Genomic DNA, 23,051 nt, shown 5'->3' with positions numbered 1-23,051 from the left:
TTTGGGCTGGTGTTCGGACAGTTGGAGCTGCTTCATATGTTCACCAAAAGGTCTAAATCGAGCCGTTCAGGCATCTGACTCAGGCAAAACCAGTACAGTGTAGCAGGCGGAAATAAAGGCGCTGGAGGGCGGCAGGAGGTGGAGCCTGTAGGGGCAAGTCTGTATGATAGGCGCAGCTCGCCAACCTGACCTGAAATTCAAGGATCATGCATCAAATGGAGATTTTTCGCGGCAATCCCGCTCTCTCCCCGTTCCGTGCAGCCAGGCTGTTGACTACGCTCAAACAGCAGGTGCCGGTTGTTCAAAGTGTGTATGCGGAGTACCTGCATTTTGCTGACCTGCATGACCCCGATAAACCTGACGGGGGACTCACCCCGGCGCAACAAACAATATTAGAAAAATTGTTGCAGTATGGCCCCCGGCGCGTTCGTCAGGACCCGGAAGGCCAGATGTTCCTGGTTACACCTCGGTCTGGAACGATCTCTCCCTGGTCCAGTAAAGCGACCGACATCGCCAGAAACTGTGGTCTGAAACAGATCCACCGCCTCGAACGGGGCATCGCCTATACCATTACAAGCGCATCACCACTCACCCCGGAAGATGCCGAAACGATTCAATCTCTTCTTCACGATCGCATGACCGAAGCCGTTCTGGCCTCGGCCGATGATGCCAGCCAATTATTCCAGGAAGCCGACCCTGCGCCGTTGAATCGTGTGCCGGTACTCGCTAATGGTCGTGATGCGCTGGTGGAGGCAAACCAGACGCTGGGCCTGGCTCTTGCGGATGATGAAATCGATTATCTGCTGGATAGCTTCGTCAAACTGAATCGTGATCCCAGCGATGTGGAACTGATGATGTTTGCTCAGGCCAACTCTGAGCATTGTCGCCACAAGATTTTCAATGCCTCCTGGGATATTGATGGTGAAGCGCAGGAAAAATCCCTGTTCGCCATGATCCGCAACACCTACCAGATGAATTCGGAAGGTGTGTTGTCGGCTTATAAAGATAATGCGGCGGTTATTAAAGGCTGGAAAGGTGATCGCTTCTTCCCGGATTATGAATCCCGCAGCTATAGCTACACCGATGAGGATATTCATATCCTGATGAAGGTGGAGACCCATAACCACCCGACAGCTATCGCCCCCTGGCCTGGTGCCTCTACTGGTTCCGGCGGTGAAATCCGTGATGAAGGCGCTACCGGTCGTGGTGGCAAGCCGAAGGCGGGTCTGACTGGCTTCTCGGTGTCCAACCTGAATATTCCTGGCTTTGAGCAGCCTTGGGAAGGTGATGCCAAGGGTATCTATGGCAAGCCTGACCGTATCGTCTCTGCGCTGGATATTATGATCGAAGGCCCGCTGGGTGGTGCGGCTTTTAATAATGAGTTTGGCCGTCCGGCACTGTGTGGTTATTTCCGTACCTATGAAGAAGCGGTGAATGGCCCGGCCGGCGTAGAGATGCGCGGCTACCACAAGCCGATCATGATTGCCGGCGGTATGGGCAATATCCGTGGTCAGCATATTGATAAAGGAGAATACCCGGCCGGCAGCAAGCTGATTGTGCTGGGCGGTCCGGCCATGGAGATTGGCCTTGGCGGTGGCGCAGCTTCCTCGATGAACTCCAGCGAAGGTCAGGAAGATCTCGACTTTGCTTCTGTGCAGCGGGATAACCCGGAAATGGAGCGTCGCTGCCAGGAAGTGATCGACCAGTGCTGGCAGTTAGGAGACAAGAACCCGCTGCTGTTTATCCACGATGTGGGTGCTGGTGGTCTTTCTAATGCCTTGCCGGAACTCATCAGCGATGGTGGTCGGGGCGGCAAGTTTGAGCTGCGCAAGATTCTGAATGATGAGCCGGGCATGAGCCCACTGGCGCTCTGGTGTAACGAATCCCAGGAACGTTACGTGATGGCGGTGTCTCCGGACGATCTGCCGGTGTTCGAGGCCATCTGTGCCCGCGAACGTTGCCCTTATGCGATTGTTGGTGAAGCCACAGAAGAAAAAGACCTCATCGTTAACGATGAGCACTTTGATAACCAGCCCGTCGATATGTCTCTGGATGTACTGCTGGGCAAGCCGCCACGCATGCATCGCAGTGTTGAACGCAGCAGCTTTGAAGTGCAGCCGTTTGACGTTTCCGGGCTGGATCTGCAGGAAGCCGCTGAAAGGGTTCTGCGACTGCCGGCTGTTGCCAGTAAAAGCTTCCTGATTACGATTGGTGATAGGACGATTACCGGTCAGGTGGTGCGTGATCAGATGGTCGGTCCATGGCAGGTGCCGGTAGCTGACTGTGCGGTGACGACTTCCGGCTTTAATGCGACCACCGGTGAAGCGATGTCCATGGGAGAGCGTACGCCTGTGGCATTGCTGGACGCTCCGGCTTCCGGCCGTATGGCGGTGGGTGAAGCGATCACTAACATTGCCTCGGCCCGTATTAACCAGTTATCAGAAGTACGTCTGTCGGCCAACTGGATGGCCGCCGCTGGCCATAAGGGTGAAGACGAGCGTCTATACGACACCGTTAAAGCGGTAGGTATGGAACTTTGCCCGGAGCTGGGTATCACCATTCCGGTTGGCAAGGATTCCATGTCCATGCGCACCACCTGGCAGGACAATGGTGAAGAGAAGTCGGTCACCGCACCCCTGTCTTTGGTCATCTCGGCATTTGCCCCAGTTGCAGATGTTCGTCAGTGCGTGACCCCTGAGCTGCGTACAGATAAAGGTGAAACCGATCTGCTGCTGATCGATTTGGGTCGAGGCCAGAACCGTATTGGTGGTTCTGCCCTGACTCAGGTCTACAAGCAGATTGGTGCCGAGCCAGCTGACCTGGATGAGCCGCAGGATCTTAAAGGCTTCTTCCAGGGCATTCAGCAGCTGCTGGCCGAAGGTAAGCTGTTGGCTTACCACGACCGTTCTGATGGTGGTCTGTTCACCACGCTGGTGGAAATGGCGTTTGCCGGCCACACCGGTCTGACCATTAATCTCGATAAATTTGTCACCCATCAGGATCTGCTGGCCAGTGCTCTCTTTAACGAAGAGCTGGGGGCGGTGATTCAGGTGCGCCGTGAAGATAAAGGGCTGGTGAAAGACTGCCTGGCCAGCTTTGGTCTGGCAGGCTGTGTGCACACTATCGGTACTCTGGCTGCCGAGCAGGAGATCAGCTTTAACTTCGACGGCAAGCCGGTTCTGGCTGGCAACCGTATCCGTTTCCAGCGTATTTGGGCGGAAACCAGTTACCAGATCCAGGCGCTGCGGGATAATGCCGAGTGTGCCCGTCAGGAGTTTGATAACCTGCTGGACGATAATGACGCTGGCCTGCATGCGTCAGTGCACTGGGATATCAGCAAGGATATTGCCGCTCCGTACATCGCTACAGGTGTGCGTCCGAAGGTCGCGATCCTGCGTGAGCAGGGTGTGAATGGTCATGTAGAGATGGCCGCTGCCTTTGATCGGGCCGGCTTTGAAGCGGTTGATGTTCATATGAGTGATCTCATTGGTGGACGTCGTGATCTGCAGGCCTTCCGTGGTCTGGTGGCCTGCGGTGGTTTCTCCTACGGTGACGTTCTGGGTGCTGGCGGTGGCTGGGCCAAGTCCATCCTGTTCAATGATCAGGTGCGGGAAGAGTTTGCCCGTTACTTTGATCGTCAGGACACTTTTGCGCTGGGCGTTTGCAATGGTTGTCAGATGCTGTCGACCATGCATGAGCTGATTCCGGGAACTGAGCATTGGCCGCGCTTTGTGCGTAACCGTTCCGAGCAGTTTGAGGCGCGTCTCTCCATGGTGGAAATCCAGAAGAGCCCGTCGATCTTGCTGCAGGGTATGGAAGGCGCAAGAATCCCGGTGGCTGTTGCCCACGGTGAAGGTCAGGTGGAATTTGCTTCTGATGGTGATTTGTCGGAAGTGACGCGTGCTGGCACGATTGCCATGCGCTTTGTTGATAATGCCGGGCAGGTCACTGAGCGTTACCCGTACAACCCGAATGGCTCTGCCGAGGGTATCACAGGTCTGACCAGTCGGGATGGGCGGGTCACCATCATGATGCCGCATCCTGAGCGGGTATTCCGGACGGTTCAGAACTCCTGGCATCCGGATGAGTGGCAGGAGGATGCACCTTGGATGCGGATGTTCCGTAATGCCAGAGTCTGGATTGATTAACGTCAGCACAGCCGGCGTTGATTAGCTAGTGTCAAAAAAGGCTTACCGCCCATGCGGTAAGCCTTTTTTATTGGCTTGCTGAGTCAGCTTTGGGTCAGCAGCAGGGTGACCGATACCAACAAAGTCGACAGGGAGCATAACAGCAGCAGGCTTTCCCGCTTGCTCAAACGGTCTTCCATAAGGGGAATGTCCTGATCTAGAGGGGCTGGTTTGATTTTGTGGGGTGGATCATACCGTTCGGGAAATTCCCCGTGAAGAGCGCAATTGAACCTACACTGAAGACAGAATGTCCAATTCAAGGATGAGTCACTAGGTTCAGGGAGGCCGAATTTATGAATCCAGGTAAAAATATCCTTATTAGTGTTTTCGCGGTATTTACGCTGCTTCTGAGTGGTTGTATGACTGATCTCACGGGCAGTAACTATGATCGCCTTGAAGCCAGAAGCATGCAGACTGTCCAGTTTGGGGAAATTGTCGAGATCGAGCTGGTACGGGTTGATGGTACCCAGTCCGGTGTTGGTGCGCTTACTGGTGCTGCGGTGGGTGGTATTGGTGGTTCCACTATTGGTGGTGGCAAAGGCAAGAGCCTTGCAACCATTGCCGGGGCAGTTGCTGGCGGTGTGTTAGGTAACTACGCCGAGCGTAAAGCAACGGAAACCATGGCGATTAATATGACTGTACAACTGGAGAATGGCAGTTACATCTCCGTAGTGCAGCAGGAAGAGCCAGGTAACAGCTATCGTGTTGGTGATCGTGTGAAGGTATTAAGCCAAGGTAGCAGCAGCCGGGTTGTTCACACCCGCTAATTGTTATTTGCCCGGTCAATCTTTGGTCGGGCAAATTTCTTTCCTCTTCTTCAAAAAGCACTTCTTTATCTTCTTCCTTATATTCTTCATTTTCTAAAGACCCTATTCATTCCCGGTTTGGGGATTTACACTCGACTAACAGTAAAAACAGGGTATGCGCCATGAATAGGGAAACACGACAGGCTATCGGTGTCGTCGCAGGTTTGGCATTGCTGATTCTGGGCGGTCTTTGGTTTTTTAATAGTGACTCCGGCAATGACGAAATAGCACTGCCCGAAACGCCACAGATAGAAGAGGCGATGATGCCGCCTTATCAGGAGCAGGCTGAACCTGAGCAGGATGAAATGGAACACGACGTTACCCGTATAGTTATCAAAGACAGCATTAATGATGGCAGTGTTGATGTGGGTGAAGTGTTGACCGGCAAGGTGATTGTCGATGATCAGGTGGTTCAGCAGGCTGAACCTTCAGACAGCGAATAAGGTATTACCATGAGTCTGTTGATTGATGTGGCGACTTTGCAGGAGTGGCAGCAGGATCCTGAATTGAGGATCTTTGATGTGCGTTACAGTCTGCAGGATGCTGGTTTGGGCTTACGGCAGTATCAGCAGGCTCATATTCCTGGTGCGCAATATGTGGATCTTGGTAAAGACCTTTCTGGTCCTGTGATCAGCGGTCAGACCGGGCGGCATCCGCTTCCGGATGTTGATCAGTTGGTTTCCCGCTTACAGGAACTTGGCGTTTCTAACCGTAGTCGTGTAGTTCTCTATGATGATGGAAGCCACTTCTTTGTGCCGAGGCTTTGGTGGATGCTCAGCTTATGGTTGGGGCATAAGCAGGTCTTTATCCTTCGTGGAGGTATGAAAAGTTGGTTGGCTGAAAGTGGTGAAGTTTCGTCTGAAATTGCCCTATACCCTTCAGGTGATTTTCAGCCTCGCCTTAATCCGGAAGTGATGATTGATGCCGCTTCTATTCCTGCTTTTGTGAAAGACGGTGGATTGCTACTGGATGCCCGGGCCCCAGAGCGTTATCGGGGAGAGATTGAGCCTCTGGATGTTAGGGCTGGCCATATTCCAGGAGCGCATTGTTTACCCTGTGCTGCAACCGTTGATGAGCAGGGTCACTTTCAGAGGGCGGAAAAGTTACGGGAATTGTTTTCTGATCTTGAAGGGAAAGATGTCGTTTATTACTGCGGCTCCGGCGTGTCTGCCTGTCAAAGCATTCTGGGGATGGTGTTAGCGGGGTTACCGCCAGCTCGTTTGTACCCTGGCTCCTGGAGTGAGTGGATTACCGATGGTAGTCGGGAGATTGCTACAGGCGAGTGAGGCTTTCCTGTATCGGGCAGCGGTCGCCATTACTGGCAAAATCAGTTAAAGTCCCGCTTCTTTGATTTTCCGAGATAGAAGACAATGCACGACTTGCTGGTTCCGGATATTGCCCTGGTGGAGAAGTGGCTGGGTGAAGCCGGTTATGAGTCCTATATCTGTGATCAGTGCAGCGGCCTTCATATCTCTGCACTGCAGTCTTCAGAAGGCGTGTTGGATAGCCGCCTGTTTGTTGAGCCCTGGGGGTTGATGTTCACTACCGAGCTTGATCTGCGTACCAGTGCTGTATTGGCCGTGTCTGCGGATATGCCCCGTCTGAATATGTCGTTCCCGACTTTGAAGTTGTTCGTTAATACTCCTGATGAAGCCACGCCGATGTTGATGGCGTCTTCTTCGCTGCTGACCACCCAGGGCGTTACCGTGGCTCAGTTCCATGAATACTTTGGTGTGGCCATGGAGACAGTGCGTCAGTTGATGCAGGAGTGCCAGCAGATGCAGTTCCTCTATCTGGGCGAAGAGCCACTGCTGTCTGCCGAGCCTGAAGAAGGCGCAAAGCACTCCTATCACTAAGCTTCATAAATAGGCGCTCATGCCTTTCCGGTAAGGTGTCAGGGAGCGGATGTCGCTTTCCTGCAGCAGGGCAATAATCAGATTATTCTGGCTGTTGCCCCCGGATACCTGCAGATCAATCAGATATTGATTCCTTTCAACGCATAGTGATGCGGAGAAATTATCCACAGCAAAACCGCCGCTGCGACTGTTATTCAGAACACGCTCCAGGCTGCCTGGTGTGTTGGCTGCGATCAGCTTGAGCCGGTATTGACGGATTGGCTGTGACATAATATTTACTCCTCTGATTTAAAATCATAAAAAAACCCCCGAACCTTGCGGTGCGGGGGTTTTGGTATCTGGTCTGTGGCTTTAGTCTTTGCTGCCCACAACACAACCCCCGGCGAATGATTTCATCATCATACCGGTCATCATAATCATGGTTTTGTGCTGGGCTTGGGACATCAGTCGTTCAGATCTCACTAAATTTGAACAAATACTAAGCAAGTTGCCGAGTGGCTGCAAGTAAAAACCGAAATAAGTTGGTTGGGGTAACAGTCTGGTAAGTCTTTCTTACGGGCAATAAAAAGCAGGAGGGGCCAGAGGCCGCTCCTGCTCGAGTCTCTATCCGAAAAGTTCGATTAGAACACGGATACAGAGTAGGTCAGGTAAACGCGATCACCGTTTTCCTTGGTCTTGTCAGTAGCAGTTGCACCGTCGGCACGCTCATCCAGTTTGTAGTCGTAGTGGTACCACGCTACAGACAGGCCTTCCAGATCGCCACTGAAGCTGTAGGATACGTTGCCGGAGAACTCACGACGGTCAAACTTGCTGAAGCCCTTGGCGTCTTTACCTTTGGCGGTAGTTACGTCAACGCTCAGGCCTGGCAGGCCCAGGTCGGCAAAGTTGTAGCCAGCAGTCAGCAGGTAAGCTTTCTCGCCTTCGTTAGCGAACTGGTCCCACAGATCCAGGCTGGAGTTGAATACGTCAGAGTTGCCGCTGCCGTTGTTACGGTTCCAGTCGCCATCTTTGGTCTTGTTGTAGCCAATACCAACGAAAGCGTTAGCAACGTTCAGGGTGGCGTTCAGGTTAACGTACTTGGACTTGTAGCCGGCTGGTACCAGGTTACCGTCGCGCTTTGCGGTACCGTAACGGGCATCCAGATCAATACCCATGCCTTCGGACAGTTCCAGGCCGTAGGAAGCCATCAGGAAACCTTTCTTCAGGTAGTCCTGGGACTTCAGCTGCTCGGCAACCAGGCCAACACCGGCGATGCTGTAGTTGGCACCGTAGATCAGGATGTTGTCGATCTTGTTGCCGTCCTGCATGATGTCGCGGGTCAGAGCAGACTGGTTACGGTTGCTGGCACCGGTCAGACGGGAAGCGTAAACGTTCAGGTCGCCGTAAGCGGCAGAAACGTCAAAACCTTCGGAGCTGGCAGCCAGTACACGGGAGCCAGAGTTGCCGTACAGCTCGAAGCCACGCTTCTTCACACCGTAGCTGGCGTTCAGGTTAACGTCGCCGGCAGTGTGCTTGGCTTTCAGGTAAACCTGCTGGAAGCCACCGATGCTGTCAGCATCGCCACGGCTGTCCTTGGCTACGTTAGCCATGGAGCTGCCTTTCTGTACGTCCAGAGGGAATACTGCACCGGTGGTTACAACGGCACCGATAACATCGTTAACGTAGCCAGTGTCGAAGTCGGCAATAACGCCGTGAACCCACTCGTCACGCTCATTGGAAACGCCAGAGCCGTAGTCTTCCTGCCAGTTGAAGTTCTTGTAGGTCAGTTTCAGGCTTGGGTCTACAGTCACAACCTCAGCAGCCTGGGCTGCGTTGGTTGCAATGATGGCAGCAACAGCTGCACTCAGTGTGCATTTGGTCAGTGTTTTCATATTTGTTCTTGTGTGTGTTTTATTTTTCGAGCATCTGCTCTTGTCATTTTGTGCGCGCCGTGTGCTAAAAGCATTAGGCACCGAAGATTATGCTTGAAATAAAACCGTAATACTACCTATGTCTGAGAAATCGCTAACTGGCTGATATTTATAGGAATTGTGGTTTTGTAAGAGTGTTTGGGTGAGCTTTGTTGGGGCGCGGGATGGTTTTTGTGCACCAAAAAAGCCCAGCGCTGAGGCTGGGCTTTTTATATTTTACAGGCTGACTGATTAAGCGAAGTTAGCGGCTGCAAAATCCCAGTTTACCAGAGCCCAGAAGGCCTTCAGGTAATCAGGGCGTACATTGCGGTAGTCAATGTAGTAAGCGTGTTCCCACAGGTCGCAGGTCAGCAGTGGCTTTTGGTCGCCAGTGATAGGAGTGGCAGCGTTGCTGGTGTTAACGATGTCCAGGGAGCCGTCAGTGTTCTTCACCAGCCAGGTCCAGCTGGAGCCGAAGTTGTTTACAGCCATCTCGTTGAACTTGGCAACGAACGCATCGAAAGAACCGAAAGACTTGTCGATAGCTTCTGCCAGAGCGCCGGAAGGCTGACCGCCGCCGTTAGGGCTCAGGCTGTTCCAGTAGAAAGTGTGGTTCCAGATCTGGGCAGCGTTGTTGAAAACAGGGCCGCTGGAGGACTTGATAATCTCTTCCAGAGACTGACCAGCCATATCGGTGCCGTCTACCAGACCATTCAGCTTGTCCACGTAAGTCTTGTGGTGTTTGCCATAGTGGTAGTTCAGGGTCTCTTCAGAGATATGCGGGACAAGAGCGTCACGGGCATATGGCAGAGCTGGCAGTTCAAAAGCCATTTGGTTGTCTCCATCTTTTATCTAATCAGGCAAGAGCCGAAATGCGCCTCGGCATGGCAAAATTTCGGATAACCGATGATAGCACTGTGATAACCGCTGTTTCCACGGTTTGTTGTGCGCTTATTTCGTTGTATGAGACCGGTTTGCAGGCTGCTATCAGGCGATCACCTGTCCGCGATAGATCTTTACGGCTTTGGGCTGTGCTGGAGGGGGAGACCCAGCTGGGCTTCTCTGACTGTGTACCGGGCGAATCAATTGGTCTATCTCGATATCCCAGCCCGAGAGGGTGAGCAGATGGCAGGCATTCTCTTTGGTAGTCTGATCCATGGAGCGTCGGGCCAGATCGTAGATGGTTTCCAGAGCATCATCGTGGCTGAAGCGGATGATGACATCAAACTCAGCTTTCAGCCGACGGCGCAGGATCGACATCAGATCGAGCATTTCTTTATTCAGATTGATGCTGGTCTCTGTGTGCATGGTATTCTCCTGGTGTGCTTTTAGGTCAAAACTCTACAAGCAAGTGTCTTGCCAAGGTCGTACGGGGCACTTGTCGGGGTTTTTCTGAACAAGATTGTGCACAGTCTTGTGTCATAGAGTGATAACGGTGTCGTATGGTGGTGCTCTCATACCTATTGGGTCGCGATACGCTTTGCTCTAGAATGCAAGAAAACAGTCAGATTTGTTTACCGCGATGAAATCCACTTCTCAGGACGACCTTGATCATTTACCCAGTATCTCTCTGTCTGAGGATGATCTGTCTGAGCGTCCCACCGAACGTTCGGCCAAGGCGCGCCCAGCCAGGCCAGCGGCAAAAAAGAACAACGACTCTCAGCCCAAAGCCCCTTCACGCTTTCCTGTAGGCACCATGGTTCTTGGTGTCGCGCTTCTGGCACTGGCCGGTGGTGGTTATCTGCAGCTGCAGGCTGTGCAGAAGGAATTGCAGGATACCCGTAGCCGGTTGGCGATGACGTCTTCCCAGTTGATGGATGTATCCGGCACCGTCTCTGAAACAGGTGAAACCCTGAATCGCAGTGGTAATGAAGTTAAGGACGAATTGAAGGCGGTCAATTTCGAGATTCGTAAACTTTGGGATCTTGCCAATAAGCGTAATCGTCCGATGATTGAGTCTCAGGAAAAGGAACTGGACTCCTTGACCAAGAACCTTGCCGCTACAGAGAAATCATTGTCAGGCTCAGTGAGCAAAATCAGTGGTGATATTAAAGCTCTGGAGAAAACCGCTGGCGAGCTGGATGGCGTTAAGAAAGAGCTGCGCGCCATGAATGCGGAGCTGGTTGCTGGTTCAACGGTAAACCGTGAGCAGCTGGACGCCATGCAGAAGACCATTGATAACCTGTCAGTATCCGTGAAGAAAGCGCTTGATAGTAACAAGACGCTTTCTGCCAATGTTTCTAAGCAGATGAAAGATTACGAAGAAAAGATCAAAGCTGTTGATGCCCATCGTCAGCAGGTGAATCGTCGTCTGGTTCAGATCGAGGCCAGTATTCGTAATCTAAGCTCTCCGGCCGGCACAGGCCTGGGGCTTGAACCGGCAGCCAAACCATGATGCCGGGTGGGCTGATTTTAGCTCGGTGAAAAGAATAACAACTATAAAGACGTAACCCCGGTGAAGTTAATGACGCCCATGCTTTCCAAGGTTTCCTTATTCTGGTCAGCCGCTACTCGGGCTGGCCAACTGCTTCTGCGTGCTGCTGTAAGTTTCACATTGGCTTTCACCCTGTCGGGATGTGCCATGATTTCGAGCTGGTGGTCTGACTCCCCAAATCCGGATAAAGTCTCGTCACCTGAAATAGAGCGTAGCCAAAACTGGCAGCTTCAAAATGGCTGGGATGCACAAGACGTCTCTCGTCTGTTAGCAGGTAAAGGACTTTTGGCACCTCTGATGGATGTGCAGAAAGATGGGCAGTTGCTGCCGGACTATAAAGCGTCAATCAAGCTCTATCAGTCCATACAGGATGCGGGCCTGCATCTGGTCGCAGGGGAGGAAAGCTTGCGCTGGCATTATAAAGTGCTGACTGCTGTGGAGCAGAACTGCCCTCCCGGTGCGACCAAACCGCTGCCATCCTGCGAAGCCAAAAGCTGGTATGCCTGGTTGCCGGGTATGGAGGATGATTCCGGTAACAAGCTCCTGGTTCGTTATCTGCGCAGCATTAAAGCGGATTATGTCATTATCCCGGATGAGCGCATTTATCTCTCAGAAGCCCGTTATAACCTGAAATATGCCCCATCTTCCGAACCTCTGGTTTCACGCAGTCTTCATGAGCGTTTGCAATCTTTAGCGCCTCTACAGGAGCAGATGAGTCTCACTGTGGTGCGTCGGCCCGCCAAAAGCAAAGAGCTGATCTTTGATAAGACCTGGCAGGTGGCGAGATGTGCTGTCGATATGCCGAAGGCAGTCAATAACCTTTCGGATCTGGCTGAGCAGCGGGAGTCGCTGCTTCAACGGCTTCAGATGAAATGTGTAGAAAGTCTGGCCGGTCTTAAGGATTTCTCCGAGCCTCGCTAACTTTCGCCGGGATTATAAAACGCAATAAAAGATGCAGGAGGCATTATGAAAATAAAACTGGTAGCCACCATTTTGGCTTTTTGTGGAGCACTCTTTGCCCATGCCGCTGATGATACTCTGCAAAAAGCAGCGCAAGATCCAGAACGCCTCTGGGTTGATGTTCGGAGTCTGAAAGAAAAGCAGGCGAACGGCATTGAGGGTGATGGTCAGGTCGAGTGGCAGGGGATCGTTGAGTTTCTGTCGGCGCAGGGGATTGAGAAAGACCGTCCCATAGCTCTTTATTGCCGCAGTGGTAACCGTTCAGGTATGGCCACTCAGTTGCTGGCCAAGGCCGGTTATACCGATGTTATTAATGCCGGCAGTGTTGGAGACGCCCGCAAGCTGCGAGGGCTGTAATTAGCCGCATTAATACCTCTGGACAGGTCGCTGTTGGTATCTGGTAAAATTTGGTAACTTCGACTTACATCTTTACCCTCGACATACCGAGGGTGATTCCTTAATGTGTAGCCAATTTTACTTTTTCTGGTTGTGACTCCGGACTGATGAATCCTAATTATCTTGAATTTGAACAGCCGATCGCAGAGCTCGAGGCAAAAATCGAGGAGTTGCGTCTCGTCGGTTCTGATAATGAACTGAATATCACCGGTGAAATCAGTACGCTGGAAGAAAAGTGCAAGACACTGACCGCTAATATTTTCACCGACCTTTCCGCATGGCAGGTGGCCCAGCTGGCGCGTCATCCGCGTCGTCCTTACACCTTTGATTATGTACGGGAAATCTTCACCGACTTTGATGAGATTCATGGTGATCGTCATTTTGCTGATGATCAGGCCATTGTCGGTGGTATGGCGGAGCTGGATGGTCAGCCGGTGATGGTTATCGGCCACCAGAAAGGTCGTGAAGTGAAAGAGAAGGTGCGCCGCAACTTCGGCATGCCTCGTCCGGAAGGCTACCGTAAGGCCTGCCGAATGATGGAAATGGCCGAACGATTCAAGCTGCCAATCCTCACCTTTATTGATACGCCAGGAGCTTATCCGGGTATTGATGCGGAAGAGCGTGGGCAAAGTGAAGCGATTGCCTGGAACCTGGCGGTGATGTCCCGTCTGGAAACTCCGATTATCTCCACGGTGATTGGCGAGGGTGGTTCCGGTGGTGCGCTGGCCATTGGGGTTTGTGATCGCCTGATGATGCTGCAGTACTCCACTTACTCGGTCATCTCGCCTGAAGGTTGCGCCTCTATTCTCTGGAAAACTGCGGATAAGGCTTCCGATGCTGCCGAGGCTATGGGAATTACCGCTCCTCGTCTGAAGGAGCTGGGTCTGGTTGACCGGATTATTCAGGAGCCTTTAGGTGGTGCTCACCGTGATATGAGTGAAGCTGCTGCTTTGCTGAAGCAGGCGTTGGTGGAAGAGCTGGCTGGTCTGAAAGGCAAAACTGGCCCTGAGTTGGCCGCCGAGCGTTATCAGCGTTTGCGAAATATCGGTATCAGCTGATCCGATACTGTTTATTATCTTGAAAAGGCCGGAGTGGTTTACTGCTCCGGCCTTTTCTATTCTGGCGCTGTCGAATCCATAGTGTCATAAGATAATATGGCCTGTTAACGATACTCAATGACTTCAATTCATGCGCACTGATCCACTGACGGTTGACCGTTTTCGTTCCTGTTTACTTCAAGCCCTGAACTGTAAAGGTTCAACGGTTCCTGATGTTGTGGTTGGTTTCAGTGGTGGTCTGGATTCCACAGTGTTGCTTTCTCTGTGTCGGGAGCTTCGTGAGCAGGGTGTGTTGAAAGGGGTGGGGGCGCTGCATGTTCATCATGGCCTAAGCCGGCTGGCAGATGATTGGGTGAATCACGCTGAAGCTTTATGCCAGAGCTGGGAAATACCTCTTCAGGTGCATTATGTTCAGTGTGGCCAAGGGCAAAATATTGAAGAGAGTGCCCGTAATGCCCGCTATCAGGTATTTGAGGAAAGCCTGCAGGTTGGAGAAGTGCTGCTACAGGCACACCACCAGGATGATCAGGTAGAAACCTTGCTCTATCGACTTGTTCGGGGCTCTGGCATTCATGGTATGAGTGGTATGCCGACCACCCGTTCGCTGGGAGTGGGGCAGTTGTGTCGGCCCTTGTTGGTCTTCCCCCGATCCGCCCTTGAAGATTATGCCCGGCGACATGGTTTGGAGTGGATTGAGGATGATTCCAATACCGATACCCGGTTTGATCGTAATTTTCTGCGAGCGGACATTGTGCCGGTTCTGGAGCAGCGCTGGCCGGGTATGAAGTCCCGGGTGGCGCGCTTTAGCGAAATTTGTCAAGACTCTGTGCAACTGCTGGATGAATTGGCCAAAGAGGATTTACAGGCCGCCAGTCTGAGCGTGACCTTTCCAGGCGTTGGCGAATTGCAGGTGGTGGATTGTGGCTGGCTATCAGAGCAGACAGCGGCACGACGGAATCTGGTTTTGCGGCACTGGTTGAGCGTTCTAGATTTGCCGGTTCCTGATAGTGAGATGTTGGAGCGTATCTACAACGAGGTTGTGCTTGCCCGAGTTGATGCTGAACCGGAGCTGCACTGGGGTGGGTGCTCTGTTTATCGTCATCGGCACTGGCTGGTGGCACTTGCAGCGCTCCCTCGGCTGGGGGAGTGTAAAAGTCAGTCTTCCGCTGTACTGAAGGGTGATGATTTCTGTTTGTCGTTTGCAGGTAATGGCGATGTGATCGCACAGTGGTATGACTCTTCTACCGGTGTGTCTGCCTTACGTGCGACAACTCTGAATGGCCAATGGTCCCTGCGTCGGGATGTTATGGTTGAACCCTTTGCTCTGCCCGGGCGGAAGGGACGGAAAACCCTCAAAAAGTGGCTCAATGAATTGGGTGTTCCAGCCTGGTTGCGGGAGCGCTTGCCTGTTCTGCATAAGGGAGCGGAGGTAGTAGCCATTCCCGGGGTGCTGGTGGCCGCTGATTTTTGTGCTGGTGAAGGTCCGGGCTGGTCTCTTAAATGGCAATTATGAGTGTCATTTTGAGGGCGTTTTTAAGGGTGTTTTAATGATCGGGATACACGGATTCACCCGCTTATACACCGCTCGTCACAAGCCTCACACTTTGTAGTTCTATAGTAACAATTCTTAACACCCGGCTTTGGCGGGGTATTCTTGCGCTGTCTACACTTCGCTCGCTTTTTTACGGCGGGAGTGGGTATATATGAGACAGTTTTCCAAAAGTGATCAATTGCGTTTGAAAAAGCCGCAGTCAGCACGACTGGTTGCGGCGGTTGCGTTGACTGTGGCAGCAATGGCTGGCACGCAGGTTCTGGCGGCGCCAGCAAATACCGAAGCCTCTAAAGCTCAGGTCGCTGGCAATCAGGATGAGGCTTATGCGCCTCTGGTCAAGGATGCTCAGCTGTTTAATGGTCCTGCGGGACTTTCCCTGGAGTTTGGTCTTGATTCCGAGCTCTATGTCGACCTTTCACATTTCTCATCCGGTTCTAACGGCATCTTTGCTCGCGAAGAAGATGATATCTACCGGTTTGATACGGTTCCTGAGAGCGCCGAACTGGGCAAGCTGCGTCTCGATAGTAACGGCTCCAGCATTTATAACCTGTCGGTGGTCAGCTCTCGCGTAGCTTACGATCGTAATGGCGAACTCAAGGATGCCCAGCTGCCGGAAAATGTCAGCAGTGAAACCAGTGCCTATCTGGTAGGCGCACTGGAGGCTGCGTTAAAAGAGCTGGTCAGTGTTAATGCTGATCTGGTGGATCATATCGGTGCCGATGCGGTCGCTTTGCTGGTGACCAGTGCCAAGAGCGTCAGCCTGCGGGTATACAACCAGGGTGAGCCATTGAAGCCTCTGTTTGAGGTGGACGTGCCTGCTGGCGGAAAACCCAAGGTGGAGGTTCTGCAGAAGTCACTGAATAAAGGTGTTGCCAGAAAGGATCAGGGCTCTCTGAGAGTAGTTGCGCTGTTAGAAAATTATAAAGGCAGCATCTCAGAAGTGGCGGCCAAGTATTTGCGCGATGTTTTCGATAGCGTTGATTTCGATGATGTCAGCCTGGTTATGCGCAAGGTGGGTTACATCGGTGAATCGGGTCTGGTTGAAGCGCAGGATTACAATGCGGTTAAGGCAGGCCGTGCCATGAGTGGTGGCTATGATATTAATTTCGATAGCATGTCGCTGCCGCCTATTTCCAAGCCGTACTTCCTGCTGAAGGGTGGTGATGATGCCGAGATGGTGACGGCGGCCGTTAAGCGGCTGGTGGAACATTTCGGCAAGAGCCGGATTCCGGTTATTGGTGTAAGCGACAAGGTTTACAGCAAGCTGGATTCCCTCTGGAGACAGGGGGCTGGTGATTATTACGATGTCAGTCAGGGTATGGTTCTCGATGAAAAGCTGGCTCTGTCACTGGCTGATCTGCTCGACAAGGGTTATGTCAAACGGGCGAAAAACCTGAATGCTCCGAAAGGTACCAAGGTTGTCGAAATCACTCCGGCCTCGGCTGACGGTTGGCTGCGCAGCTATCTGGGGCACAGTGCTGTGGCCTTTGCCAGTGGTGCAACCATCGGTGGTGGTATTCAGGCGGGCCTTGGTATTTATCAGAAATACCAAAATGACGGCGTGCTGCCGCATCAATATTCCCGCAAAGAGCTGAAGGAGCTGGGGCGTGGTGTCGGTGAAAGTGCACTGCGTGGCGGGGTTAGCTCGCTGGCTACCTTTAACCTCTCACTCAGGTTGCCTTATGTGGTTGCCGGTGCAGCGGTTGGTGTGGGTAACAGCCTGTACGACAACTATCGCAAAGGCCGACTGACCAGCGACAATCTGGGTAGTGTGATGTTGGAGGCGGGTGCTGAATCGACAGCGTCTGCGGTAGGTGCCTGGATTGGTGGCAGTGCGGCCAGCAATGTTCCGGTTCCTGGTTCCGCAACTCTGGGTGCCCTGAGTGGCAGCCTGGCCGGTCATTATCTCTATCACTTTGTGGCAGAGAACTATGATGGCCTGAAGGATATGGTTCAGCCAATGGAATTGGGCATGGAATACGACCCGTTCTAAATCGGGTTGGCTAGCTGTAATATCACGCCCCGGCTCTGCCGGGGCGTTTTCTATGTGCGATTTGTGCGCAACAAGTTGAGGGATCAGGTGCTTTTTGTTAACCTACACTCCCATCTTGAGTTCATTCTTCCTCTACCCCTTAGCGTTAAACGCTGATCAGAAAACGGGTTTTTAATGACGCGCTATATATTCGTCACGGGCGGTGTTGTTTCCTCACTGGGAAAGGGCATTGCTGCCGCTTCTCTTGCTGCAATTCTTGAAGCCCGCGGGCTGAAAGTCACCATGCTCAAGCTGGATCCTTACATCAACGTTGATCCGGGCACCATGAGCCCGTTCCAGCACGGTGAAGTTTTTGTTACTGAAGATGGGGCTGAAACGGATCTTGACCTTGGCCACTATGAGCGTTTTATCAACGCAACCATGAGCCAGGGCAACAACTTTACTTCCGGTCGTGTTTACGAGCACGTGCTGCGCAAAGAGCGTCGCGGTGATTATCTCGGTGGTACTGTTCAGGTTATTCCTCATATTACTGATGAGATCAAGGCACGTGTGATTGCCGGTGCTGGTGATGCTGACGTTGCTCTGGTTGAAGTCGGTGGTACTGTGGGTGATATCGAATCCCAGCCATTCCTTGAAGCTATTCGTCAGCTGAAAGTTGAGTTGGGTCCGCGCCGTGCCCAGCATATGCACCTGACTCTGGTGCCTTACATCAAGACGGCCGGCGAGCTGAAAACCAAGCCGACCCAGCACTCTGTTAAAGAGCTGCTGTCTATCGGTATCCAGCCGGACGTACTGATCTGTCGTTCCGAGATGCATATTGACACTGCTTCCCGTCGCAAGATTGCACTGTTTACCAGTGTGCCTGAGCGTGCGGTTATCTCTCTGGAAGATGCGGATTCCATCTACAAGATTCCAGCCATGCTGCGAGATCAGGGGCTGGATGACACCCTGCTGGACAGCTTTGGTCTGGAATGCAAGCCAGCCGACCTGTCCGACTGGGATGACGTGATTGAGCGTGAAGCCAACCCGCAGAACGAAGTGACTGTGGCGATGGTCGGCAAGTACATGGAACTGCTGGACGCCTACAAGTCTCTGATCGAAGCGATGAAGCACGCTGGTCTGAAGACCCGCACCAAGGTCAAGCTGCGTTATATCGATTCCGAAGATATCGAGCGTGACGGTACCAGTGTTCTGGAAGGCGTTGACGCTATTCTGGTGCCAGGTGGTTTTGGTGAGCGTGGCGTGGAAGGCAAGATTGCCACCGTCAAATACGCTCGCGAGAACAAGATTCCTTACCTGGGTATCTGTCTGGGTATGCAGGTTGCAGTTATCGAGTATGCCCGCCATGTGGCCGGTATTGCTGATGCCAACAGCTCTGAGTTTGTTAAAGACGGTGCTAATTCCGTAATCGGTCTGATCACCGAATGGATGAACGAAGCGGGTCAGGTTGAACAGCGTACTGATGCGTCTGATCTGGGCGGCACCATGCGTCTAGGTGCACAGTTGTGTCATCTGGAAGAAGGTACTAACGCTTTCGCCGCTTACGGTGCTGAGACCATTAAAGAGCGTCATCGTCATCGTTACGAAGTGAATAACAATTACGTAGAGCAGCTGGAGAAGGCTGGTCTGGTGATTTCCGGCCGTTCTGTGGATAAGTCACTGGTTGAAATTGTGGAAGTGAAAGATCACCCATGGTTTGTGGCCTGTCAGTTCCATCCGGAATTTACCTCTACCCCGCGCTATGGCCACAAACTGTTTACCGCGTTTGTTGAAGCCGCGCTGAAGGAAAAGAAGTAAGTCATGCAGCACAAGACGATTACTCTGCCAAATGGCATTGAAGTTGCCAACGACAAGCCTTTTGTCCTGTTTGGTGGCATGAACGTACTGGAGTCCATGGACCTGGCTCTGGAAGTGTCCGGCTATTACGTGGAAATCACCAGGAAACTGGGCATTCCTTATGTGTTCAAGGCTTCTTTCGACAAGGCTAACCGTTCCTCTGTGGCTTCCTATCGTGGCCCGGGTATGGAGAAAGGTCTGGAAATTCTGCAGGCAATCAAGGACACCCACGGCTGTCCGGTGATTACCGATGTGCACGAAATTCATCAGTGCCAGCCAGTTGCGGAAGTGGCGGATGTGATTCAGCTGCCGGCCTTCCTGGCGCGTCAGACTGATCTGGTTGTAGCTATGGCTGAGACCGGCGCAGTGATCAACGTCAAGAAGCCTCAGTTTATGAGCCCTGGCCAGATGGGCAATATCGTTGAGAAGTTTGAAGAAGCCGGCAACGACAAGGTCATGCTGTGTGAACGTGGTACCTGCCACGGTTACGACAACCTGGTTGTCGATATGCTGGGCTTCCGCACCATGGCGGAAGTCAGTGGCGGCGCACCATTGATCTTTGATGCGACTCACTCTCTGCAGTGCCGTGATCCTATGGGGGCTGCTTCCGGTGGGCGTCGTCATCAGGTGACGGAACTGTCCCGTGCCGGTCTGGCGCTGGGTATTGCCGGCCTGTTTATTGAGGCGCATCCGGATCCGGATAAAGCCCGTTGCGACGGTCCTAGTGCCCTGCGCCTGAGTCAGCTGGAACCATTCCTGAAGCAAATGAAAGCTCTGGATGATTTGGTCAAAGGCTTTGATGAAATTGATACAAAGTAATTTGTATTGAGTCAGCGAGAAAGGAGAACCCTGCGTTCTCCTTTTTTTATGGAGCCTGAACAATGGTTGGCTGGCAGGTGGTTTTGTCGCTATCTCCTGTCGATAATTTTTCAGGTATGATTGATAGATCATATCTTTACGAACAATCGGAAACACAGTGTTCCGATGACCCGGGTTAATTGTCTATGGCCATGATTCTGCGTCCTGCCCATCTGGTGTTATTGGCACTGCTTGTCGTGCTGCAGTTCAGTCTGTGGGTGGGCGAGGGTAGCTATGCCCAGTACCGGCATGTTACCCAGCAGGTGCAGAAGCAGCAGCAGGAAAACAAACTGCTGGAACACCGGAATAATGCCCTTGCTGCTGAAGTTGTGGCTCTGCAGGAAGACAAAGATGCCGGTGGTCTTGAAGCTGTTGAAGCCATGGCTCGACTGGAGCTGGGTATGATTCGTAAGGGTGAAACCTTTTTTTATATGCCGGACTGAAGTATGTCCTCATCAGATTGGTCGCTTGAGTGGCCACGCGCATTTGCCGGGATTGCCGGCACCGCTCTTTTTAAACAGTCTCCAGAAGATTTCCGGGTTTATGAACAGTTGCCCTTTGCCCCTCTCGGGCATGGCGAGCATTTGCTGCTGCAGATTGAAAAGACTGGCCAGAACACCGCCTGGCTCGCCCGTCAGTTGGGCAAAATGGCTGATATCCCGGCTGTGGATGTCAGCTATGCCGGTCTGAAAGATCGTCAGGGCGTGACGACACAATGGTTCTGTCTGCGTCAGCCGGGGCTGCCGCCGGAAAATGAAATCGGTATCTGGGCCGAGCGTCTGACTGAGCTGGAAGGTGTTCGCCTTTTGCAGGCCGTGCGCCACGATCGCAAGCTGCGTACTGGTGCTTTGTCAGGCAATGAGTTTGAGATCCGCCTGCGCGAGTTTGACGGTGATCGAGAGCAGCTGGATCGGCTTCTGCAAAAGGTTGCTGATAAAGGCGTGCCGAACTATTTCGGATCACAGCGCTTTGGCCGCGATGGTCATAACCTGATTCTGGCAGAGAAGCTGTTCAGCGGTGAGATCAAGCTGGCCCGTGAGCGCCGAGGCTTTGCGCTCTCAGCCTCACGTTCCCTGTTGTTTAACGAATTGCTGGCTTCACGTATCCGCTCTGGCAACTGGTGTGAACTGCTTGATGGTGATGTGCTGACCTTTCCGGATGCAGCCTCGCTGATTTATCCGAACCGTCGGGATGAAACAGTTGCTCCACGTTTTGCTGCCTGTGACCTGATCAATACCGGGCCACTTTGGGGTAAGGGTGAGCTGGCAACAGAGGGGCTGGTGAAGGAGCTGGAGCAGGCTGTTGCGACGCAGTATCCGAACTTTGCCCGTGTTCTGGAACAGAAAGGTCTCAAGCAGGAACGTCGGCCGCTGGTTTCTCAGGTGGCAAACCTTGTTTGGCGTTGGGACAATGAAGATCTTGTGTTAGCTTTTACCCTCAATAAAGGGTGTTATGCCACCTCAGTTCTTCATGAACTGGTCGATTTCCGTAATCAGGTGGACGATTAGCGGTTTATACCGAGGTGTAGAGTACCGGCTGCATACCTGTGAATGCGCGGAGTCGGTTGATAAGGAGTGTTATGGTGGGCGCAGGCAGTATGAATCTCTCCGGGATTGGAATGACTTCCCAGAGAACCAGGGATCGGTTGATTCAGCGACTTTATGATCAGGGCATTACCGATCATCGGGTGGTTGATCAGATTCGTTCCATTCCCCGCCATATCTTTATTGATGAAGCTCTGTCGCACCGGGCCTATGAAGATACGGCTCTTCCTATTGGCCATGGTCAGACGATTTCTCAGCCTTTCATTGTGGCAAGAATGACAGAGGTGCTGCTGGCCAGTGGGCCTCTTGAGCGGGTGCTGGAAGTCGGTACCGGCTCCGGTTATCAGACAGCTGTGCTGGCAGGTCTGGTCGGCAAGGTCTTTACCGTGGAGCGTATTCTTCCGTTGCAACAGAAGGCTCGCCAGAAGCTACGCCTCCTCAAGGCTTTTAATGTTCGCTTCCGGCACTCTGATGGCGGCATGGGCTGGTCGGAAGAGGGTCCGTTCGACGGTATTATTGTTACCGCTGCACCGGAAAATATTCCCGAAGAGTTGATCGATCAGCTGGCTATTGGTGGCCGGATGGTGATTCCTGTCGGTGGCCGGGAGCAGGGACTGTATATTCTGACCCGTACTGAGGCGGGTGTTGAAAAGCAATTTCTGGAAGCGGTACGCTTTGTCCCGCTTCTGAGTGGTGTTATTCGCTGAGTTCTTACATGCATTTGAAATCTTCTCTTTGGCTCTATGGCAAAGGGCTTGCCATGGGGGCGGCCGATGTTGTGCCGGGTGTATCCGGCGGTACCATCGCTTTTATTACCGGGATCTATGACCAGTTGTTGGGCAGCCTGAAAAAGTGCGGCCCTTCTGCGCTGATGGTGCTGTTCAAGCAGGGCCCCAAGGCATTCTGGTCTCATATTAACGGGACCTTTCTGCTGACCCTGTTTGCCGGTGTGCTAACCAGTATTTTCTCTCTGGCGCGGATTATTACCTGGTTATTGGCGACCTACCCAATCCAGGTCTGGTCGTTCTTCTTTGGGCTGGTTCTGGTTTCGGCCTGGCATATGGGGCAGCAGATCGGGCGGCAGTGGTCTGTACCTGCTGCAGTGACGCTGGTTGCGGGTGTCGGAATTGGCTGGGTATTGTCTTCCGGCTTGCCGGTGGCGATTACTGAGATTGGCCTGTTGTCTTTCTTCTTTGCTGGCGCGCTGGCTATCTGTGCCATGATCCTTCCGGGTATCTCTGGCAGCTTTATTCTGCTGCTTCTGGGCTTTTATGCTCCGGTGATGACGGCAATCAAGACGTTCAATCTCCCAGTAATTGCACTGTTTGGCGCCGGCTGTGTGATTGGCTTGCTGTCCTTTTCCCACTTCCTGTCCTGGCTGCTGTTGAAAGCACGGGTGCCAACCATGGGCTTTCTGATTGGCCTGATGCTGGGTTCATTAAACAAGCTCTGGCCCTGGAAGGAAGTGCTGACCACACGGGTTAACAGCAGTGGTGAGGTTGAGCCTTTATTGCAGGCCAATATTTCTCCGGCGGCTTTTGAAACCCTGTACGGTATGCCTGCGCAGACACTTTCCGCTGTCGTCTGTATGATAATGGCCATAGTGCTGGTGCTGGGTATTGATTTTATTGCTGCCCGCAAGGCTTAGTGTCCCTCTAGTTCACACAGTCAAAGCGCATATT

Annotated in this window: 21 protein-coding genes; 17 read left to right on the top strand and 4 right to left on the bottom strand. The window is 52.7% G+C overall.

Annotated features, from left to right (window positions below; genetic code table 11):
• Positions 1 to 215 precede the first annotated feature (215 nt).
• The 5 genes from purL to EHSB41UT_RS07245 all read left to right on the top strand — a co-directional run bounded on the left by purL (position 216) and on the right by EHSB41UT_RS07245 (position 6,849).
• Positions 216 to 4,148 (top strand): phosphoribosylformylglycinamidine synthase, encoded by a 3,933-nt coding sequence (gene purL / locus EHSB41UT_RS07265; protein ID WP_087108312.1) that lies wholly within the window; start codon positions 216 to 218, stop codon positions 4,146 to 4,148.
• Positions 4,149 to 4,546: 398 nt separating this feature from the next.
• On the top strand, positions 4,547 to 4,954 hold the full coding sequence (locus EHSB41UT_RS07260) for an outer membrane lipoprotein (RefSeq protein WP_087108993.1): 408 nt from the start codon (positions 4,547 to 4,549) through the stop codon (positions 4,952 to 4,954).
• Between the two features lie 161 nt (positions 4,955 to 5,115).
• A complete protein-coding gene (locus EHSB41UT_RS07255; protein WP_087108310.1) occupies positions 5,116 to 5,436 on the top strand; it encodes a hypothetical protein in 321 nt (106 codons plus the stop codon).
• A gap of 9 nt (positions 5,437 to 5,445) precedes the next feature.
• Positions 5,446 to 6,279, top strand: coding sequence for a sulfurtransferase (locus tag EHSB41UT_RS07250; protein ID WP_207626587.1), 834 nt, complete (start codon positions 5,446 to 5,448; stop codon positions 6,277 to 6,279).
• Between the two features lie 84 nt (positions 6,280 to 6,363).
• On the top strand, positions 6,364 to 6,849 hold the full coding sequence (locus tag EHSB41UT_RS07245; RefSeq protein WP_087108306.1) for a YbjN domain-containing protein: 486 nt from the start codon (positions 6,364 to 6,366) through the stop codon (positions 6,847 to 6,849).
• 3 nt (positions 6,850 to 6,852) lie between these two features.
• On the opposite strand, the gene EHSB41UT_RS07240 is transcribed toward EHSB41UT_RS07245, so the two are convergent.
• The 4 genes from EHSB41UT_RS07240 to EHSB41UT_RS07225 all read right to left on the bottom strand — a co-directional run bounded on the left by EHSB41UT_RS07240 (position 6,853) and on the right by EHSB41UT_RS07225 (position 10,046).
• A complete protein-coding gene (locus EHSB41UT_RS07240; RefSeq protein WP_087108304.1) occupies positions 6,853 to 7,119 on the bottom strand; it encodes an ACT domain-containing protein in 267 nt (88 codons plus the stop codon).
• A gap of 350 nt (positions 7,120 to 7,469) precedes the next feature.
• Positions 7,470 to 8,720, bottom strand: coding sequence for an OprD family outer membrane porin (locus EHSB41UT_RS07235; protein WP_087108302.1), 1,251 nt, complete (start codon positions 8,718 to 8,720; stop codon positions 7,470 to 7,472).
• Between the two features lie 270 nt (positions 8,721 to 8,990).
• Positions 8,991 to 9,569 carry a superoxide dismutase gene (locus EHSB41UT_RS07230; RefSeq protein ID WP_087108300.1) on the bottom strand — a complete coding sequence of 193 codons (579 nt, stop codon included), beginning with the start codon at positions 9,567 to 9,569 and terminating at the stop codon, positions 8,991 to 8,993.
• A 156-nt stretch (positions 9,570 to 9,725) separates the two neighbouring features.
• Entirely contained in the window at positions 9,726 to 10,046 is a 321-nt protein-coding gene (locus EHSB41UT_RS07225; RefSeq protein WP_087108298.1) for a hypothetical protein, read from the bottom strand.
• Positions 10,047 to 10,260: 214 nt separating this feature from the next.
• Between EHSB41UT_RS07225 and EHSB41UT_RS07220 the strand changes: the two genes are divergently transcribed.
• From EHSB41UT_RS07220 to EHSB41UT_RS07165, 12 genes are all read left to right on the top strand, one after another.
• Complete coding sequence (locus EHSB41UT_RS07220; protein ID WP_087108296.1) at positions 10,261 to 11,133, top strand: coiled-coil domain-containing protein; 873 nt, start codon at positions 10,261 to 10,263, stop codon at positions 11,131 to 11,133.
• 186 nt (positions 11,134 to 11,319) lie between these two features.
• Positions 11,320 to 12,093 carry a hypothetical protein gene (locus EHSB41UT_RS07215; protein ID WP_133060428.1) on the top strand — a complete coding sequence of 258 codons (774 nt, stop codon included), beginning with the start codon at positions 11,320 to 11,322 and terminating at the stop codon, positions 12,091 to 12,093.
• Positions 12,094 to 12,138: 45 nt separating this feature from the next.
• Positions 12,139 to 12,489: a rhodanese-like domain-containing protein gene (locus EHSB41UT_RS07210; protein ID WP_133060427.1), complete on the top strand. Its 351-nt coding sequence runs from the start codon at positions 12,139 to 12,141 to the stop codon at positions 12,487 to 12,489.
• A 146-nt stretch (positions 12,490 to 12,635) separates the two neighbouring features.
• The gene (locus tag EHSB41UT_RS07205) at positions 12,636 to 13,586 is read left to right on the top strand and encodes an acetyl-CoA carboxylase carboxyltransferase subunit alpha (RefSeq protein WP_087108292.1); all 951 of its coding nucleotides are present in this window, start codon (positions 12,636 to 12,638) and stop codon (positions 13,584 to 13,586) included.
• 130 nt (positions 13,587 to 13,716) lie between these two features.
• Positions 13,717 to 15,099 (top strand): tRNA lysidine(34) synthetase TilS, encoded by a 1,383-nt coding sequence (tilS, locus tag EHSB41UT_RS07200; RefSeq protein WP_087108290.1) that lies wholly within the window; start codon positions 13,717 to 13,719, stop codon positions 15,097 to 15,099.
• Positions 15,100 to 15,289: 190 nt separating this feature from the next.
• The gene (locus EHSB41UT_RS07195) at positions 15,290 to 17,131 is read left to right on the top strand and encodes a hypothetical protein (RefSeq protein WP_087108288.1); all 1,842 of its coding nucleotides are present in this window, start codon (positions 15,290 to 15,292) and stop codon (positions 17,129 to 17,131) included.
• Positions 17,132 to 17,305: 174 nt separating this feature from the next.
• Positions 17,306 to 18,928 (top strand): CTP synthase, encoded by a 1,623-nt coding sequence (locus EHSB41UT_RS07190; protein WP_087108286.1) that lies wholly within the window; start codon positions 17,306 to 17,308, stop codon positions 18,926 to 18,928.
• A gap of 3 nt (positions 18,929 to 18,931) precedes the next feature.
• Positions 18,932 to 19,786 carry a 3-deoxy-8-phosphooctulonate synthase gene (gene kdsA, locus EHSB41UT_RS07185; protein WP_087108284.1) on the top strand — a complete coding sequence of 285 codons (855 nt, stop codon included), beginning with the start codon at positions 18,932 to 18,934 and terminating at the stop codon, positions 19,784 to 19,786.
• Positions 19,787 to 19,971: 185 nt separating this feature from the next.
• Positions 19,972 to 20,268: a septum formation initiator family protein gene (locus tag EHSB41UT_RS07180; RefSeq protein WP_242667259.1), complete on the top strand. Its 297-nt coding sequence runs from the start codon at positions 19,972 to 19,974 to the stop codon at positions 20,266 to 20,268.
• A 3-nt stretch (positions 20,269 to 20,271) separates the two neighbouring features.
• The gene (truD, locus tag EHSB41UT_RS07175; RefSeq protein ID WP_087108282.1) at positions 20,272 to 21,333 is read left to right on the top strand and encodes a tRNA pseudouridine(13) synthase TruD; all 1,062 of its coding nucleotides are present in this window, start codon (positions 20,272 to 20,274) and stop codon (positions 21,331 to 21,333) included.
• An 89-nt stretch (positions 21,334 to 21,422) separates the two neighbouring features.
• Entirely contained in the window at positions 21,423 to 22,076 is a 654-nt protein-coding gene (locus EHSB41UT_RS07170) for a protein-L-isoaspartate(D-aspartate) O-methyltransferase (protein ID WP_462938298.1), read from the top strand.
• An 8-nt stretch (positions 22,077 to 22,084) separates the two neighbouring features.
• Positions 22,085 to 23,017 carry a polyprenyl-phosphate transporter gene (locus tag EHSB41UT_RS07165; protein ID WP_087108280.1) on the top strand — a complete coding sequence of 311 codons (933 nt, stop codon included), beginning with the start codon at positions 22,085 to 22,087 and terminating at the stop codon, positions 23,015 to 23,017.
• Positions 23,018 to 23,051: the final 34 nt, after the last annotated feature.

The organism is Parendozoicomonas haliclonae (assembly GCF_900174585.1).
Classification (GTDB): Bacteria; Pseudomonadota; Gammaproteobacteria; order Pseudomonadales; family Endozoicomonadaceae; genus Sansalvadorimonas; species Sansalvadorimonas haliclonae.
The sequence above is the reverse complement of the archived record's forward strand: the minus strand, read 5'-3'. Positions and strand labels throughout refer to the sequence as shown.

Excerpts from the sequence above, each read along its gene's own strand:
- purL (WP_087108312.1), top strand. The coding sequence starts at position 216 with ATGGAGATTTTTCGCGGCAATCCCGCTCTCTCCCCGTTCCGTGCAGCC.
- EHSB41UT_RS07240 (WP_087108304.1), bottom strand. The coding sequence starts at position 7,119 with ATGTCACAGCCAATCCGTCAATACCGGCTCAAGCTGATCGCAGCCAAC.
- EHSB41UT_RS07195 (WP_087108288.1), top strand. The coding sequence starts at position 15,290 with ATGAGACAGTTTTCCAAAAGTGATCAATTGCGTTTGAAAAAGCCGCAG.
- EHSB41UT_RS07190 (WP_087108286.1), top strand. The coding sequence starts at position 17,306 with ATGACGCGCTATATATTCGTCACGGGCGGTGTTGTTTCCTCACTGGGA.
- EHSB41UT_RS07180 (WP_242667259.1), top strand. The coding sequence starts at position 19,972 with ATGGCCATGATTCTGCGTCCTGCCCATCTGGTGTTATTGGCACTGCTT.
- truD (WP_087108282.1), top strand. The coding sequence starts at position 20,272 with ATGTCCTCATCAGATTGGTCGCTTGAGTGGCCACGCGCATTTGCCGGG.
- EHSB41UT_RS07255 (WP_087108310.1), top strand. The coding sequence starts at position 5,116 with ATGAATAGGGAAACACGACAGGCTATCGGTGTCGTCGCAGGTTTGGCA.
- EHSB41UT_RS07210 (WP_133060427.1), top strand. The coding sequence starts at position 12,139 with ATGAAAATAAAACTGGTAGCCACCATTTTGGCTTTTTGTGGAGCACTC.
- EHSB41UT_RS07165 (WP_087108280.1), top strand. The coding sequence starts at position 22,085 with ATGCATTTGAAATCTTCTCTTTGGCTCTATGGCAAAGGGCTTGCCATG.
- EHSB41UT_RS07260 (WP_087108993.1), top strand. The coding sequence starts at position 4,547 with ATGACTGATCTCACGGGCAGTAACTATGATCGCCTTGAAGCCAGAAGC.
- EHSB41UT_RS07250 (WP_207626587.1), top strand. The coding sequence starts at position 5,446 with ATGAGTCTGTTGATTGATGTGGCGACTTTGCAGGAGTGGCAGCAGGAT.
- EHSB41UT_RS07225 (WP_087108298.1), bottom strand. The coding sequence starts at position 10,046 with ATGCACACAGAGACCAGCATCAATCTGAATAAAGAAATGCTCGATCTG.
- EHSB41UT_RS07205 (WP_087108292.1), top strand. The coding sequence starts at position 12,636 with ATGAATCCTAATTATCTTGAATTTGAACAGCCGATCGCAGAGCTCGAG.
- kdsA (WP_087108284.1), top strand. The coding sequence starts at position 18,932 with ATGCAGCACAAGACGATTACTCTGCCAAATGGCATTGAAGTTGCCAAC.
- EHSB41UT_RS07170 (WP_462938298.1), top strand. The coding sequence starts at position 21,423 with ATGAATCTCTCCGGGATTGGAATGACTTCCCAGAGAACCAGGGATCGG.
- EHSB41UT_RS07230 (WP_087108300.1), bottom strand. The coding sequence starts at position 9,569 with ATGGCTTTTGAACTGCCAGCTCTGCCATATGCCCGTGACGCTCTTGTC.
- tilS (WP_087108290.1), top strand. The coding sequence starts at position 13,717 with ATGCGCACTGATCCACTGACGGTTGACCGTTTTCGTTCCTGTTTACTT.
- EHSB41UT_RS07215 (WP_133060428.1), top strand. The coding sequence starts at position 11,320 with ATGATTTCGAGCTGGTGGTCTGACTCCCCAAATCCGGATAAAGTCTCG.
- EHSB41UT_RS07245 (WP_087108306.1), top strand. The coding sequence starts at position 6,364 with ATGCACGACTTGCTGGTTCCGGATATTGCCCTGGTGGAGAAGTGGCTG.
- EHSB41UT_RS07220 (WP_087108296.1), top strand. The coding sequence starts at position 10,261 with ATGAAATCCACTTCTCAGGACGACCTTGATCATTTACCCAGTATCTCT.
- EHSB41UT_RS07235 (WP_087108302.1), bottom strand. The coding sequence starts at position 8,720 with ATGAAAACACTGACCAAATGCACACTGAGTGCAGCTGTTGCTGCCATC.